Source organism: Streptomyces sp. NPDC045846 (assembly GCF_056431605.1).
This window is the reverse complement of sequence record NZ_JBWKKJ010000005.1, coordinates 228308-243294: the sequence shown is the minus strand read 5'-3', so window position 1 is coordinate 243294 and position 14987 is coordinate 228308. Positions and strand designations below refer to the sequence as shown.

The 14987-nt window shown below is 71.7% G+C and carries 12 protein-coding genes and 1 pseudogene; 6 read left to right on the top strand and 7 right to left on the bottom strand.

Annotated elements, in window-relative coordinates:
• Nucleotides 1-27: 27 nt before the first annotated feature.
• From AC07F3_RS16165 to AC07F3_RS16145, 5 genes are read left to right on the top strand one after another with little or no spacing between them, the layout of a single operon-like run.
• Nucleotides 28-981: an alpha/beta hydrolase gene (locus AC07F3_RS16165; protein WP_479114475.1), complete on the top strand. Its 954-nt coding sequence runs from the start codon at nucleotides 28-30 to the stop codon at nucleotides 979-981.
• On the top strand, nucleotides 978-2852 hold the full coding sequence (locus AC07F3_RS16160) for an amidohydrolase (RefSeq protein WP_479114473.1): 1875 nt from the start codon (nucleotides 978-980) through the stop codon (nucleotides 2850-2852). The genes AC07F3_RS16165 and AC07F3_RS16160 overlap by 4 nt, the downstream gene beginning before the upstream one ends.
• A gap of 50 nt (nucleotides 2853-2902) precedes the next feature.
• Nucleotides 2903-3598 carry a GPR1/FUN34/YaaH family transporter gene (locus AC07F3_RS16155; protein WP_479114471.1) on the top strand — a complete coding sequence of 232 codons (696 nt, stop codon included), beginning with the start codon at nucleotides 2903-2905 and terminating at the stop codon, nucleotides 3596-3598.
• A gap of 38 nt (nucleotides 3599-3636) precedes the next feature.
• A complete protein-coding gene (locus AC07F3_RS16150) occupies nucleotides 3637-4722 on the top strand; it encodes an LLM class flavin-dependent oxidoreductase (protein ID WP_479114469.1) in 1086 nt (361 codons plus the stop codon).
• A complete protein-coding gene (locus AC07F3_RS16145) occupies nucleotides 4719-5375 on the top strand; it encodes an FMN reductase (protein ID WP_479114467.1) in 657 nt (218 codons plus the stop codon). Before AC07F3_RS16150 ends, AC07F3_RS16145 begins: the two co-directional genes overlap by 4 nt.
• A gap of 27 nt (nucleotides 5376-5402) precedes the next feature.
• On the opposite strand, the gene AC07F3_RS16140 is transcribed toward AC07F3_RS16145, so the two are convergent.
• The 3 genes from AC07F3_RS16140 to AC07F3_RS16130 all read right to left on the bottom strand — a co-directional run bounded on the left by AC07F3_RS16140 (nucleotide 5403) and on the right by AC07F3_RS16130 (nucleotide 10051).
• Entirely contained in the window at nucleotides 5403-6359 is a 957-nt protein-coding gene (locus AC07F3_RS16140; protein WP_479114465.1) for an AraC-like ligand-binding domain-containing protein, read from the bottom strand.
• Nucleotides 6360-6470: 111 nt separating this feature from the next.
• Nucleotides 6471-9176, bottom strand: coding sequence for an AAA family ATPase (locus tag AC07F3_RS16135; RefSeq protein ID WP_479114464.1), 2706 nt, complete (start codon nucleotides 9174-9176; stop codon nucleotides 6471-6473).
• A gap of 272 nt (nucleotides 9177-9448) precedes the next feature.
• Nucleotides 9449-10051 (bottom strand): DUF998 domain-containing protein, encoded by a 603-nt coding sequence (locus tag AC07F3_RS16130; protein WP_479114462.1) that lies wholly within the window; start codon nucleotides 10049-10051, stop codon nucleotides 9449-9451.
• A gap of 522 nt (nucleotides 10052-10573) precedes the next feature.
• Here AC07F3_RS16130 and AC07F3_RS16125 point away from each other — a divergent pair.
• On the top strand, nucleotides 10574-11329 hold the full coding sequence (locus AC07F3_RS16125) for a hypothetical protein (RefSeq protein WP_479114461.1): 756 nt from the start codon (nucleotides 10574-10576) through the stop codon (nucleotides 11327-11329).
• Nucleotides 11330-11449: 120 nt separating this feature from the next.
• Here AC07F3_RS16125 and AC07F3_RS16120 read toward each other — a convergent pair whose 3' ends face one another.
• The 4 genes and pseudogenes from AC07F3_RS16120 to AC07F3_RS16105 all read right to left on the bottom strand — a co-directional run bounded on the left by AC07F3_RS16120 (nucleotide 11450) and on the right by AC07F3_RS16105 (nucleotide 14905).
• Nucleotides 11450-11863 carry a VOC family protein gene (locus AC07F3_RS16120; protein ID WP_479114459.1) on the bottom strand — a complete coding sequence of 138 codons (414 nt, stop codon included), beginning with the start codon at nucleotides 11861-11863 and terminating at the stop codon, nucleotides 11450-11452.
• Nucleotides 11860-12445 (bottom strand): annotated as a pseudogene (locus AC07F3_RS16115) (dihydrofolate reductase family protein). The gene AC07F3_RS16120 and the pseudogene AC07F3_RS16115 overlap by 4 nt, the downstream one beginning before the upstream one ends.
• A gap of 227 nt (nucleotides 12446-12672) precedes the next feature.
• Nucleotides 12673-13899 carry a serine hydrolase domain-containing protein gene (locus AC07F3_RS16110; protein ID WP_479114457.1) on the bottom strand — a complete coding sequence of 409 codons (1227 nt, stop codon included), beginning with the start codon at nucleotides 13897-13899 and terminating at the stop codon, nucleotides 12673-12675.
• 328 nt (nucleotides 13900-14227) lie between these two features.
• A complete protein-coding gene (locus AC07F3_RS16105) occupies nucleotides 14228-14905 on the bottom strand; it encodes a Pr6Pr family membrane protein (RefSeq protein ID WP_479114455.1) in 678 nt (225 codons plus the stop codon).
• Nucleotides 14906-14987 lie beyond the last annotated feature (82 nt).

The following is a 14987-nucleotide window of genomic DNA, read 5'->3' as shown; positions in this document are numbered from 1 at the left end:
ACACCTTCCACCACAAGGAGACCCCTCATGTCCGAACTGCCCGTACTCGAATCCGCCGCCCAGGCCTTCGCCGAGGCCACCGCCGAGCCGCCGTACCTCTACCAGCTGCCCGTGCAGGACGGCCGCAAGGCTGTCGACGACGTCCAGAGCGGAGACGGGATCACCCTGCCGCCGGTCGACGAGGAGTGGATCACCGTCCAGGGCGGTCCGACCGGCGAGGTCCGGGTCCGCGTCGTCCGTCCTCGCGGCGTCACCGGCCCGCTGCCCGTCATTCTCTACATCCACGGCGCGGGCTGGGTCTTCGGCAACGCGCACACCCATGACCGGCTGGTGCGCGAACTCGCCGTCGGCACCGGTGCGGCGGTCGTGTTCCCCGAGTATGACCTGTCGCCCGAGGCCCGCTACCCCGTGGCCATCGAGCAGAACTACCGGGTCGCGCAGTGGGTGGCCGACGAAGGACACCGCAGAGGCCTCGATGGCACCCGGCTCGCCGTCGCGGGTGACTCGGTGGGCGGCAACATGAGCGCCGCCCTCACCCTCATGGCCAAGCAGCGCGGTGACGTCCGCCTCGCGGCCCAGGTGCTGTTCTACCCGGTCACCGACGCCGCCTTCGACACCGACTCCTACCGGCAGTTCGCCGAGGGCTACTTCCTGCGGCGCGATGCGATGCGCTGGTTCTGGGACCAGTACACGACCGACGAGGCGGAGCGCGCGCACATCACCGCCTCCCCGCTGAGGGCCTCCCTCGGCCAGCTCTCCGGTCTGCCGCGGGCCGTCGTCATCACGGCCGAAGCCGATGTGCTCCGCGACGAGGGCGAGGCGTACGCCGCCAAGCTGCGGGCCGCGGGCGTTCCCGTCGCCGCCCTGCGCGTCCTGGGCACGATCCACGACTTCGTCATGCTGAACACGCTGCGCGACACGCAGGCCGCGTCGCTCGCCATCACCACCGCCGTCACCGCGCTGCGCGAGGCTCTCGCATGACGAGCATGCCCGTCGCCGGGGTGCAGCCCGCCCAGCACCCCGAGCACCCGGCGGCCGACGTCGTCGTGCGCAACGCGAAGGTGTTCACGGGAGACCCCGCCCGTCCCGAGGCCCGTGCCGTCGCGATCCGCGACGGCCGGGTCTCGGCCCTCGGCGACGACCACGACCTGGCCGGGCTGATCGGTCCGGCCACCCGGGTCGTCGACGCGCTGGGCCGCCGGGTGGTGCCCGGTCTCAACGACTCTCACCTGCACGTCATCCGCGGCGGCCTCAACTACGTACTGGAACTGCGCTGGGACGGTGTGCGCAGCCTGGGTCGCGCCTTGGCGATGCTGCGCGAGCAGGCCGGCCGCACGCCCAGGGGACAGTGGATCCGGGTGGTCGGCGGCTGGACCGCCGAGCAGTTCGCCGAGCGCCGGATGCCGACCGTCGCCGAACTGAACGCCGCGGCGCCCGACACTCCCGTGTTCGTCCTGCACCTGTACCAGTCGGCCCTGATGAACCGGGCCGCGGTGCTGGCCGCCGGGTTCACCCGCGACACCCCCGACCCCCGCGGCGGCCAGATCGTCCGGGGCCGGGACGGTGAACCGAACGGGGTCCTCCTGGCCGCGCCGAGCGCCCTCGTCCTGTACTCCACCCTGGCCAAGGCGCCCGCCCTGGACGAGGCGGACAAACGGACCTCGACGCGGCACTTCCTGCGCGAACTCAACCGGTTCGGGCTGACGTCGGCGGTCGACGCCGCGGGCGGCTTCCAGAACTTCCCCGACCACTACGCCACCGTCGTCGATCTGGCACGGTCGGGAGAGCTGTCGCTGCGCATCGCCTACCACCTGTTCCCGCAGACCGCGGGGCAGGAGCTCGCCGATCTCAGACGCTGGACCGAGACCGTGAAACCGGGGGACGGAGACGAGTGGCTCCGCCTCAACGGGGCGGGCGAGAATCTGACGTGGGCAGCCGCCGACTTCGAGAACTTCTCCGAGCCACGGCCCGAACTCGGCCCGTACGAGGGCGAGTTCGAGCAGGCCGTCCGACTGCTCCTGGAGAACGGATGGGGCTTTCGCCTTCATGCCACCTATGACGAGACGATCCGCCGTGACCTGGCGGTCTTCGAGAAGCTGGCCGCCGAAGGGCTGTTTCCCGGCGACAACCGGTGGCTGTTCGACCACGCCGAAACCGTCTCGGGCGACAGCCTCGACCGTATCGCGGCCCTCGGCGGCGCCCTGTCGGTGCAGAACCGCATGTCCTTCCAGGGCTCGGCCTTCCTCGACCGGTACGGTGCCGAGGCCACCGCGCACACGCCGCCCGTCAGAGCCATGCTCGACCGGGGCCTGACCGTGGCCGCCGGCACCGACGCCACCCGGGTCTCCTCCTACAACCCGTGGGTGGCCCTGCACTGGCTGGTGACCGGCCGCACGGTCGGCGGCAGGGCGCTCTATCCGCGCGAGAACCTCCTCGACCGGGAGACCGCGCTGGTCCTGTACACCCAGGGAGGAGCCCGGCTCACCGGTGAGGAACACGTCAAGGGGCGTCTGCGCGTGGGAAGTTACGGCGACCTGGCGATCCTCTCCGACGACTACTTCAGCGTGCCGGAAGCGATGATCCCCGACATCGAGTCCGTGTGCACCGTCGTCGGTGGCCGGATCGTCTACGCGGCCGCCGAGTACGCGGGCCTGGACGAGGACATCCCCCCGGTCAGCCCCGGCTGGGCACCGGTGGCCCGATTCGGCGGCTACCAGTCGGGCGGGGCGCGGCAGGCGGCCGCCATGGCCGAAGCGGTTGCCGAATCCGAGCGCCACCGCCAGTGGCGGGCCGTCCGCGGCCTCGGCTCCGAAGCGCCGCCGTCCTTCGTCGACCCGTGCTTCGCGCACTGAGGTCCGACATTCGCCGACCCGACACAGAACCACACAAGGAAACCAATCCGATGACCACAGACCCCGCCGACGGCGGCCGTCGCTTCGAACCCGACCTCAGAGCGATGACGCGGATCACCCTGCGCCCCATCGCCTCGCCCCTGCCCCTGGGGTTCTTCACCGTGGCGATCGCCTCGGTGATGACGGGCTGCCTGCAACTGGGCGTCTTCGAACCCGCCGACCGGCGCGCCGTCGCCCTGTGCGTGCTGCCCGCCTTCTTCCTCCAACTCCTCGTCAGTGTCCTGGCGTTCGGGGCCCGGGACGTCATCGCCGCCACCCTCATGGGCACGTTCGCCGGCAGTTGGCTGGCGTACTCCCTCGTCCTGGGCAGCGGAGCGCCCGGAGGAGTGCGCGTGCTCGGCGTCTTCAATCTGGCGTTCCTGTGCTTCGGCGCGCTGATGGCCTTCGTGACGCGTCCCAAGCGGGCGCTGTGGTTCGTCATCGTCACCTCGCTGCCCCGGTGGGCGGCCACCGCCCTTGCCGGGCTCCCCGGAGCGGAATGGCTCACGCGGACATCCGGCGCACTCGGCCTAATGGTGGCTCTCGTCGCGACCTATGCCGCCTACGCCCTGATGCTGGAGGACATGCGCAGCGAGGAAGTCCTGCCCATCGGCCGCAGCGGACCCGCCCATCACGCCGTCGAGGGCGACCTCACCACCCAGCTCCGCGACCTGGAGCGACACGCGGGCGTGCGCCGCACCCTGTGACACCCCCTCCCCCACCTTCACGACGAGGAGAGACCCCAGTGCAGTTCGGCATTTTCACCGTGGGCGACGTCACGCCCGACCCGGCCTCCGGGCGGGCTCCCACCGAACACGAGCGGATCAAGGCGATGGTCGCCATCGCGCTCAAGGCCGAGGAGGTGGGCCTGGACGTCTTCGCGACCGGAGAGCACCACAACCCGCCGTTCGTCCCCTCCTCCCCCACGACCATGCTGGGCTACATCGCGGCTCGCACCGAGCGGCTGATCCTCTCCACCTCCACCACCCTCATCACGACCAACGACCCGGTGAAGATCGCCGAGGACTACGCGATGCTCCAGCATCTGGCCGACGGGCGCGTCGATCTGATGATGGGCCGCGGCAACACCGGCCCGGTCTACCCCTGGTTCGGGCAGGACATCCGCGACGGCATCCCCCTGGCGATCGAGAACTACGCACTGCTGCGACGCCTCTGGAGCGAGGACGTGGTCGACTGGGAAGGCCGATTCCGCACTCCGCTCCAGGGGTTCACCGCCACCCCGCGCCCACTGGACGGTGTGCCGCCGTTCGTGTGGCACGGCTCGATCCGCAGCCCCGAGATCGCGGAGCAGGCCGCCTACTACGGCGACGGGTTCTTCGCCAACAACATCTTCTGGCCCAAGGACCACTTCCGGCGCCTGATCGAGCTCTACCGCCGCCGCTTCGCCCACCACGGCCACGGCACACCCGAGCAGGCCGTCGTGGGGCTCGGCGGACAGGCCTTCATCCGGCGCAACTCCCAGGACGCCGTCCGCGAGTTCCGGCCCTACTTCGACAACGCCCCCGTCTACGGGCACGGCCCGTCCCTGGAGGAGTTCACCGAACAGACCCCGCTGACGGTGGGCAGTCCGCAGGAAGTCATCGAGAAGACCCTGACGTTCCGCGAGAGCTTCGGCCACTACCAGCGGCAGCTGTTTCTGATGGACCACGCGGGCCTGCCCCTCAAGACCGTACTCGAACAGCTCGACCTCCTCGGCGCGGAGGTCGTACCGGTGCTGCGCAAGGAGTTCGCGGTGGGACGTCCCGCCGATGTCCCGCCCGGCCCCACCCACGCGTCGCGCACCACTCCCACGGTCGGGGACCCGCGATGAGCGCGCCGACACCGGTGGCGCGTCCACTGCGGCTGGCCGTCGTGTCCGCCGGGCTCTCGGCACCGTCCTCCAGCAGGCTGCTCGCCGACCGGATCGCGGCCGCTGTCACCCGCGCACTGGACGGCACGGGCCTCACCCTCGGCGTGGACGTGATCGACCTCCGCGAGCGGGCGGTGGACATCGCCCACCACATGGTCACCGGGTTCCCACCGCCCGCGCTCGGCACGGCACTTGAGTCAGTGAGGGCCGCGGACGGTCTCATCGCGGTGTCCCCCGTCTTCAACGCCTCGTACAACGGGTTGTTCAAATCCTTCTTCGACCTCGTGGACCGGGACGCGCTCGTCGCCACACCGGTGCTGCTCGGCGCGACGGGCGGCACCGCCCGCCATTCCCTGGCGCTGGAGTACGCGATGCGTCCGCTCTTCGCCCACCTGCGGGCCACGGTGACGCCGACCGCCGTGTTCGCGGCTCCGGAGGACTGGGGCGCGAGCGGCGGGGTCCGCAACACCGCCGCGCTCGACACCCGGGTGGCGCGTGCCGCCGGTGAACTGGCCGGACTCATGCGCGCCGGGCACCGCCGCCCGGCGGACCCCTTCGACGAACTGGTGCCGTTCGACGCGCAGTTGAGGGGGCTGCGGCCGCGGCGGCAATGAAGCGGGCCGTGCGGGCCTGTGCCCGGATCACACGCTCCGGACCCCGGCCTGCCACTCGCGCGGCGACACCGCGTAGGCGTCTCGGAAGGCTCGGCTGAAGTGAGACGGGTTCGCGAAACCCCAGCGCTGGGCGACGGCCGACACGCCCGGAGCCGCCGCCCCCGGCCGCCCCACGAGATCGCGCCTGCAGCGCTCCAGCCGCTCGTGCCGCACCCAGCGGCCCACCGTCGTTCCCTGCGCCCGGAAGAGCTTGTGGAGGTAGCGCACCGAGATGTGGTGCTCGGCCGCGAGGCGCTCGGGCGAGAGCCCGGGATCGGCCAGGTGCCGCAGCGCGTACTCCTTGATGCGCGCCAGCAGGGCGTACGTGGCCTCCGAGGACTGTGGGTGCAGCAGGCCCCGGCGCTCCCGGACGAGGACGGCCAGCAGATCGGTGGCGGTCATGGCCAGGCGTCTCGCGGTGTACACGTCGTATCCGGCCGCCCAGCGCGAGAGCCGCGTCAGATGCCCGGCGACCAGACCGGAGGTGCCGTGCCGGCCGTTGAAGACCGTTCCGGTGATCGCCCGCAGGTCGGATTCGGACACGCCCAGCTCGCTCTTGGGCACGCGCACCGCGGTGAACCGGAAGTGGTCCGGTTGCTCCCGCGTATAGCGGCGCCCGGCGTCCGAGCAGGTGAAGGTGCCGGGTGTGACGAGGGCTTGGCGGGCGTCCTGCGTGAGCCGGGCGGTTCCCGCGTGCTGCAGGGTGACCATCAGGAACTGGGCCCCGCCGCGGGCGATCAGGCGCCGGTCGCGCGACACCGTCTGCGGACCGGCTTCCACCTCCGAGAACTGCAGGGACCCGAGCCGTCGGCTGACGATGGAGCCCGGCGACGGATCGGCTTCGTGCAGCGTGAGATCGAGCGGGATGAACGTGTCGGACAACAGGCTGTGCCAGTGGTCCGCCCGTTCACCGGGCGACAGCAGCGAGGTGGTGACGACGCTCAACGGATCCTCCGAGCGGGGGTGGGACTGTCTTGTCGCCAGTGTTGAATCCCGCGCCGCCGGTGCCATCCGTCAGATGACTTAGCCTCTGTTACGTCATCGCCCCGCCTCTGTTCAATCGGCGCTTTCGCGCTCCACCACGTCGCGCAGTTGTCCCCGCGAGGTGACCCCGAGTGCGGGAAAGACCTGGTAGAGGTGGGTCCCGACGGTCCGCGGCGACAGGAAGAGGCGCTCTCCGATCTCACGGTTGGTCAGCCCTTGCGCGGCCAGCCGGACGATCCGCTGGCGCTGCGGGGTCAGGGTGCGGAACGCGCTGTGCGGCGCGGCCTCGATCGCCACGCCCGCCGCGCGCAGCTCCGCCTGGGCGCGCTCGCTCCAGTACACCGCGCCGAGGCCGTCGAACACCTCACGTGCCTTGGTCAGAGCGGCTCGTGCCTCCGCGATCTGCCGCTGCCTGCGCAGCCACTCGCCGTACTCCAGCCAGATCTGGGCGCGTTCGAAGGGCCAGCGGTGTCCGGCCGGGTCCTCCAGAGCGCTCTGGAAGTGCGCGCCCGCCTCCCCCGGATCGGCCAGCAGTGCTCGTGCCCGGTCCAGGATCTGCCGCAGTCGCGGCGATGCGCCGTCGGCCACTTCCGCGACGACCTGCTTGAGGGCCGCCGAGGCGTCGTCGGTGTGCCCGGTGAGCAGGGCCGCCGCGGCGAGGTCGGCGACGGCATAGCAGGACAGGTGGTAGTGGACCGGCGTCCCCGACCAGTCGAAGAGGGACCGGAAGTGTCCGTAGGCCGAAGCATGGTCACCCAGTGCGGTGGCCGCCAGGCCCGCGGCCCGGCGGGCGCGGACCACGGTGCCGGCCGCTCCCGCGGGCTCCGTCACGGCCAGGGCCGCGTGGGCGTGCCTCAGTGCGGTCTCCGGTTCCCCGGTCAGGGCGCACAGCGTGGCCAGGACGGTCAGGGCCCGTACGGCTCCCAGCATGTGTTCCCCCGTCAGGAACCGTTGGGCCAGCGCCTCGACGCCGAGCCGGGCGTCCGCCCACCGGCCGCTGTCGAGATGGGCCCAGGCCAGATCGGCGGCGGTCATCCCGCCATGGAAGGCGGCGGCGTGCTCCCACTGCGGGTTCGCGACCTCGGTGAGCAGGGCGACCGCCGTCTCCGTCTCGTCGAGCAGCATGCACAGCACCCCGAGCGTGTGGGTCTCGGTGGGAATCCGGCCCGGCGCCGAGGCGGCGGCCCGAAGGTGGGCGCGCACGCGGTGCCCCGTGCCGAACGGGTCGGTGACACCGGCGTCCCACAGGTCGTACGGGCGCTGTTCCATGCCTTCCTGCGCACGGTCGGCCAGCAGCCGCAGCAGCCGTTCCCGCTGGCTCGGAATGCCCGAGTGGTAGGCGATTCCGGTGGCGATGGTGGAGGTGCCCTCGTCCAGCCGTGCCACGTCGCTCAACGTGTCCGGGACGACCAGGGCGAAGGCGCACTCCATCCGCATCATCAGCATGTTCACCAGCCCTGTCAGGGCCGATATCCAGGGTGTCGCCGCCGGATCCTCATTCACCGACGCGGCCTTCGCCGCCAGGGTCTCCGCCTGCGCGATGTCACCGACCAGCACCCCCACGTAGGCGGCCGTCGTCAGCAGGCGCGTCCGGTCGGCGGCCGCGGGGTGCAGCTGGGCGGAGCGCTCAAGCCCGCTCAGGGCTTCGGCGAGGGCGCCGCGGCTCAACGCCCGCATCGCGGTGCCCTCCAGGGCGGCGGACACCCCGGGATCGGGGGCCACGGTCGCCGCCGACAGCTGCCACGCTCGACGGTCCGGGTTGTTTTCCAGCACGGCGGCGAGCGCCAAGTGGACCCGGCGGCGCTCCGAGAACGGCGCGGCGCTGTAGATCGCCGACCGGATCAGGGGGTGCCGGAAGGCTATCCGGTCCGCGTGGAGTCGCACGAGGCCCGCCTGTTCGGCGGGTTTCCAGACCTCCATGTCCGTGCCCGGCGCGAGGGCGGCGAGGACCGCGGCCAGGTCGGCGCCTTCGGCCGCCGCCGCGACGAGCAGCGCTTCCTGTGTCGCCGACGGAAGTTCGCGGGCCTGCGCGGTGAAGGTCCGCTCGACCAGATCGGTCACGGGGAGGTGGCCCAGGGGCGAGACGCCGCCGTCCCGGGCCGCCGAACGCGCCAGCTCGACCAGGGCCAGCGGGTTACCGGCCGCCGTGTCCAGGACGCGGCGCCGAACGGCTCCTGCCGGCGGTGCGGGTTGAGCGCCGAGCAGTTCCTCCGCCTCGGCCGGAGACAACGCGGGCACCAACAACTCCGGGACCGACGGATCGAGCCAGTCGGGCCGCCGCGTGCCACGCGCGGCGACGAGCAGCCCGATCGGCTCGCCCGCGAGGCGCCGCGCCAGGAACCCGAGCACCTGGAGGCTGCCGTGATCGATCCACTGGGCGTCGTCCACGGCGAGCAACAGCCGCTGCTCCGAGGCGAACTGGGACGTCAGGGTCAGCACGGCCAGGCTCATCATCATGTGGTCAGGAGGCGTGGGGTCGTCACCGAGCCCGAAGGCGCCGAGCAGCGCGGCCCGTTGCCGAGTCGGCAACTGCTCGGCCCGGTCCAGGAGCGGCATCAGCATCTGGTGCAGCCCCGCGAAGGCGAGCTCGGTCTCGGCCGCGCTGCCCCGTACGCGAAGGACCCTGGTCCCCTCGTCGAGGGCCTCGTGGACCGCCATGTCCAGGAGAGTGGTCTTGCCGACGCCGACCTCGCCGAGCAGCAACATCGCCGCGGGAGCCGTCCGCGACGACAATGCCGCGGCCATGGCCGACCGTATGTCCTGACGCCCGATCAACACGAGGGGTACCGAACCTTCACACCAGTAGTGACATCCGCCGTACGTACGGAGGAGCGGACGGCACGACAGGGAGCATAGTCGGCGGCGGAACGAGTCCTTTCCGTCCGACGCCCGAGGCGCCACCCCGGCAGACCCTGCGGGAGGACCGGCCGCGTCGGCGATGCAGCTGGTCCGGTCGGCGGGAGCCCGATCCACCCGGGCTACCGGGTACTTGGCACGCAAGAGGGCAGCCGCGGACGCGGTCCGGCCTCGCGGGGACGTTCGCCGGTCCTTCAGCGGTCCAAAGCCCGGTGAGTGCTCGACGCGGCGCCCCGCCTCAGGGAGACCGCCAACAGCCCCAGCCACAGGCCCACGGTGATCAGATGAACCCGCTGGGCCACTCCCTGTCCGCCGGGAAGGCCCACGTACGGTCCGGCGGACAGGACCGCCGCGGCCAAGGACACCGGCAGCAGCCGGCACGCCCAACGTCCCGCCCACACCCCCTCAGCAGAACCCGACCGGGACGCGATCACGAAGGCAGCCATCGAGGCGAACAGAGCGAAATGCACCAGCCCGCTGGTCAGCGTGTGTGCCACGCTGTCCACCGGGCACCTCGCCTCCAGCGAGGGCGCGCACGGTATCGGGAATGCCACGTCCACGAGCGAACATGCCCCGAACATCGCCAGCGCGCCCCACCCGGCGGCAGGCCAGCTCCCCGGCCGCGTCCGCACGGCCAGGCACGCGGCGGTCAGCACCAAGACGGCTGTGACCACCTCCACCGCACTGAACAGCAGTCGACAGGGCTGGTCGGTGGCAAAGGCCTCACTGACGTAGGAATTCCGTTGGTCCAGCCCCGTCGCCACCCAGAACTGCAGAAGCCAGTCGTTGTACGCCACCGCTCCGGCGGCCAGACATCCCGCCGCCAGCCGTCGGTCGAACCCCGAACCGTAGCGCCCCGGTCCGCCGGGCACCCCGCGGAATCTCGGCACGGCGTCTCGCCCAGCCATGTGCCCACCACCGACGTCGTCCACCATGGTGCGCCGCCCCGTCTGAAGCGGGCTCGGACCGTGCTGTTGGCAGCGCCAGTGTCCGGAGACACCCGCGCACAAGCCCACTTGCGCCTGGCCCGGCACCGCATCAGCGCGTTCCGCACCGCTCTGCGGCGGTACCTCCCGCGCATGCCGATGTCGGGGACGTTGGCGAACTTCCCGCCCCGCTTGACGAAGGACATAGCGGTACCTTCCTACACGCCCTCCGGAAGCAAGACCACGACACCCCAGCTTCCACCGGTGGGCCACCCCACTGACGCCTTGCCACGCTCCACGGCCACCGCGGCGACAGCGTCCCGCAGGGCGCCGCGGCACCCGCTGGGTGGAGCGGCCAGATCGTCCAGGTGACAGGCCCCCTAAACTCGACCGATGGCCGCCAAACCCCCTCCACCCCCGCCCGCCGTCATCTGCGAAGTCCCGGACGGACTCGGCGTCATCGAGGTCACCGGGGATGCCAGGACCAGCCTGCTCGTACTCGCCGGCGCCCCCGTGCTGCTGGAGGGCGGCGACGGTCGGGGCAGCATCGGGCAACTGGCCGCCCGGGCGGGAGCCGACGCACCCCGCATCAGCGAAGTCAAAGCCCTCACCGAATGGCTGGGCTGCCCGGATCTCAAGGTGGACCCCGCCACCGGCCACCACCTGCCGCCCGACCCGCGACGGCTCCGGCCACTGCTGACGCTGCTGGCACCGGGCCGATATGTGATGACGGTCCAACCGGCTCCCCACCACCTCCGCATCGTCCACCCACGCGGCCATGAGGTCGAGCAGTGGTACCCGGAGGAGGACCTCACCCTGCTGCCCACCGACAACTGGCCGCCGCGCCGCGAAGGCGTCATACGGGACCATGCGCGGCGGATCAGGAGGGGCGGCCTGCCCGCGCTGATTGTTCTGCTCCCGGCCCCGTCCGGCCCGGTGGGATATCTCCTCGACGGCCATCACAAACTGGCGGCCTACCGCCGGGCCGGTGTCCGCCCTCTGATCCTCTGGCTGGCCCCGCAGCAGCCGAAGCCCTTCCACCGTGAAGACTACGAACGCGCCCGCAGAGCCTTCCTCGTCGACGGGGCCGACGGCCAACGGGGCGTGCGGGAAGGCCCGTTGGCGTACCTGCGAAACCACCAGACCTGACGGGCTCTGCCCCACAGCTGGTGCCGGAACCCGGTGCGGTCCTCCCCCGGTCGGCGAGGCGCCTCGGACCCGAGCGCCGCCCCCGCCCGAGCGGACTTCTGCCTCCGCTCGCCGAACCGCTCAGGAGAAGTCGGCGGCGGTCATGCCATCGGGATGTCCCGGCGGCCACTCCACCAACTCGATCCGGTAGCCGTCCGGGTCGGTGAGCCACGCAGTCTTCGGGCCGCGCGGGCCGCCCGGATACTGGACGGGCCCCGGTTCCAGGCCCGCTTCGGCCAGCCGTTCCAGGGTGTCGGTCAGCGTGTCCACCTGGATCGCCAGGTGGTCGAAGCCGGTGCCCACGTCGACGCGGCCGCCCGCGGGGCGGTGGACCAGTTCGAGCGAGGCCGCCGGTTCGCCGGGGAAGCCGAGGATCACGAGGTGGCCCGCGTCGCCGCCCTCGACCCTGCCGAGTTCGACGTAGCCCAGGGCGGTGTAGAACCCGAGCGAGCGGTCCAGGTCGGTGACGCGGTAGGAGACGAAGAGCGTCTTCACGCGGCCTCCCCGGTCCGGCGCACCCGGTAGCGCAGATGCGTGACGTCTCGGTCGTCGAGCCGTCGGACGAGGTCGAGTTCGATGTGATCACTACCGAGGTGGTCGAACAGGCGCCGGCCCGCTCCGAGGAGCACCGGGATCAGGTGGATCTCCATCTCGGCGAGTTGCCCGGCTCGCAGAAGCGCCTGGGCCGCGCTCGCCCCATGGACCATGACCGGCCGGTCCCCGGCGGCCGCACGGGCCTGCCGGGCGCAGTCCTCGACGTCGGTGACGAAGTGCGCGTGGCCGGGTGGCACGTCACCGTCGTCCACGTGGTGGGTGAGGACGAAGATGGGCACGCCGTCATGATGGTCGCCCTGCCAGCGTCCGGCGAGTTCGAACGTCCTGCGGCCGGAGATCAGCGCGCCGGTCTCCAGCGCCTCGCGGTAGATCTGGCCGCTGGGCCCGTCGGATTCCCGGGTCGTCGAGCCAGTTGAACAGACGACCACCGGCGCGCCCGAGCTCCTGGCCCGGTCGATCGTCCGGACCGGCGATGTAGCCGTCGAGCGACATCGACATGTACAGCCGAATCGGATTGCCCATGGTGGCCTCCACCTCTTCTCCGTCGTCTGGGGACGCCTGACCTCTTGCCCCGTCGGGGCTGGGTGTCGAAGGGGAGACTTCAGGCAGCGGGCAAACTCATCGCCCTGACGTGGCGCGATTCCCGAAGGGGTCGATCCGCTGCGGTCGTTCGGGGTGCGTCGCGGGGCCTGCGCCGGGCGCTCGGTTCGGAGTTCCGGCCCGCCCCCGGGCGAGCGGGCGGGGCACGTTCACGGGCCGCCGACCTCCGACCCGGAGAGTGCCGCGTTCTGGTGCGCTCCCGGCGCGCGGCCTTCACACAGGGCGGTCTGGACGATGGATGCCATGTCGGCGTTCTGGGCGTCGGTACCGCCCGGGTAGAGGTTCACCATCACCGTGGCCTGACGGTCGGCCGTGGCGGCGCCGGTCGTCTGGAAGCCCGGGACGCCGCCGTCGTGTCCCCAGGCGAGACCGCCGCACGGCAGGGGGTGACTCTCCAGGCCGAGGCCGTAGGCCCCGCCGTCGGGGCTTCCGGTCGGACGGGTCGTCATCATCTCGTGGAGCTGGGCGGGGCGGAGCAGCTTGCCGTGCACGAGTGCGTCCAGGAAGCGGTTGAAGTCGGCGCCGCTGGAGATCATCGAGCCGCTCGCCCCCGCGAGCGTGGGGTTGAACGCGGTGATGTCCTGGAGCGGAGCGTCCGTGCCCGGCCGGGCGTAGCCGCGCGGGTGGGGCCCGCGCATCTCCGCGTCGTCGCCCGGGACGGACGTCTGACGCAGGTCGAGCGGTTCGATGACGCGTCGGCGGATCTCATCGCCGTACGGGTGGCCGGTCACCCGCTCGATGAGCAGGCCGGCCAGCAAGTAACCGGTGTTGGAATAGCTCCAGCCGCTGCCTGGCGTGAACGCAGGAGGGTGCGCGAGCGCGAGCTTCACCAGGTCGCGGGGGTCGTAATGGGCCAGGGGATGGCCGAGGACGTCCTGCGGCGGGAGGTGGTCCAGATAGTCCGGGATGCCGCTGGTGTGCTGGAGCAGCTGGCGGACGGTGATCCGTCGTCCGTCGTTGCCGTGGCCCCGCACGATGCCCGGCAGGTAGCGCTCCACGGGTGCGTCGAGGCCCACGCGGCCCTCTCCCGCCAGCTGAAGCACGACGGTCGCCACGAACGGCTTGGTCATGCTGCCGATCCGGAACCGGCTGACGCCACGCATCGGCGCGCGGCTCTTCACGTCGGCGACGCCGCTGGTCAGCACGGTGGTGCCGGGACGGCCCGTCACTGCGAGGAGCGCCCCGGGACCGCCGTCCGTCGTGGTCAGCTGGTGCAGGAGTACGCGAAGCCGGGCGTCGTCGGCGGCGGTATGAGCGGTGGTCGCATGCGCGGCGTTCTGCCGTGCCGAACCGTCGTCGCCCCGCGCTCCCACCGCGCCGCCGACCACCGCGACCAGTGCGACCAGACCGGCCACCGCACGTGGATATGAGGTCATGTGTGTCCCCGATGGTGAGTCCGGTCCCGGTCCAGCGCCGCGCGTCGTCCTCGGGTCGACGCGTCGTCCCGCGCCTCCCCCATCGTGTCGGGGGCGCGGCGGGCGGCACGATGGGGCGACCACCCGGCCCGGGGTGGGGACAACCCCAGGCACCCCGGGACTCACCGTCCCGGGGCGCCTGCGATGGCCGCCCGCTCGGCCGTGGCCGCACGCCCCGGGCCCTGCCCCCGAGCGGCAGAGCGCTCAGGCGGTCTCCCGGAACCCCCTCGATGAGGGCCCCTGGGCCGGAAAACCACCGGCCGGATCAGCTCCTGCTGCCCAGCTGCCGTCAGGCCGCCGTCAGTTCCTGGTCCCGCCCGTCCCGCTCGCCGATGCCGCCCGCGCCGCCCGTTCCGCCGCTCCTGCTCCGCGCGTTGGCGTACAGGACGAGCAGGGACGCCACCATCGCGAACGCCAGCGTGATGATCACCGACCAGGTCGCCACGTGCCCGTAGCCTCCCGGGTTGCGCGGGTCGAGGAAGTCGTAGGGGTACCAGCCCGCGCTCGGTCCGCGCAGCAGCGAGTAGGCGAGGTAGAGCAGCGGGAAGGCCAGCCACGGGAGGGCCTTGGTCCACGGGATGGGGCGCGGCGGAGGGCGCAGGAGCCAGTCGGCGAGGAAGAGGACCGGCATGACGCCGTGCACGACGTCGTTGGCCCAGATGATCGTGTTCGCGTCGATGGTTCCGGCAAGCAGGCTCCAGTAGACCGCTCCGGTGATCACCAGATAGAGGGTGGCGGCGCCCCGCACCAGGTCCGGGACGGGGCGGGTGCCCCGCAACAGGGCCACCGCACTCGTCAGAAGGACGGCGACACCGAACAAATTCGAGAGATTGGTGAAGTACGAGATCCAGTTCGCGGCGCCCTCGTCGGTATGCGTCGCTCGGTTCAGTGTGGCGGCGAGTGCGGCGACGGCCAGCAGCGCGAGCCCTGCTTTGACCGACCCTTCCAGCCTGGTGCTTATTGACATGGCCTGGATGTTACTTGCGTGTAGATCGGCGGATGACCCCGAGCAGCGCGTGAGTGCCGACCTCTGGGACACGCGCCGCACG